Here is a 346-nt window from a genome sequence, read left to right as displayed (position 1 = left end):
TCCCCTCGCCGACCAGCACCGCCCGCTCGGCGAACAGGCTGCGCCCGAGCGCCAGCGCCCGCCCGACCGCGTGCGGGTCGACCGGCGGCGCGGCGGACAGGTGCTCGAAAAGCCGGGCCGCCTGGGCCAGCAGCGCCTCCGGGGTCCGCGCCGTCAGCCGCCAGCCCGCCGGCCTCCCGGACGGCGCGACACGTCCGGGGCCGGCCTCCGGCGGCGCGGACTCCAGGATCCAGGGCGCGTTGCTGCGGCGCCCCCCGCGAACTCCCCCGCGATTTACACTCTGCCCCCCCCCGCGGCTCTCCCCAACACGCGGGGGATCGGGGCGGCGCTGGCGCTCGGGCGCAGC

Annotated in this window: 1 pseudogene; it reads right to left on the bottom strand. The window is 80.3% G+C overall.

Annotated elements, in window-relative coordinates:
* A pseudogene (locus PUR56_RS06870) lies at positions 1-346 on the bottom strand (hypothetical protein); the annotation flags it as partial.

The organism is Streptomyces sp. BE303, from assembly GCF_036290945.1.
Classification (GTDB): Bacteria; Actinomycetota; Actinomycetes; order Streptomycetales; family Streptomycetaceae; genus Kitasatospora.
The sequence above is the reverse complement of the archived record's forward strand: the minus strand, read 5'-3'. Positions and strand labels throughout refer to the sequence as shown.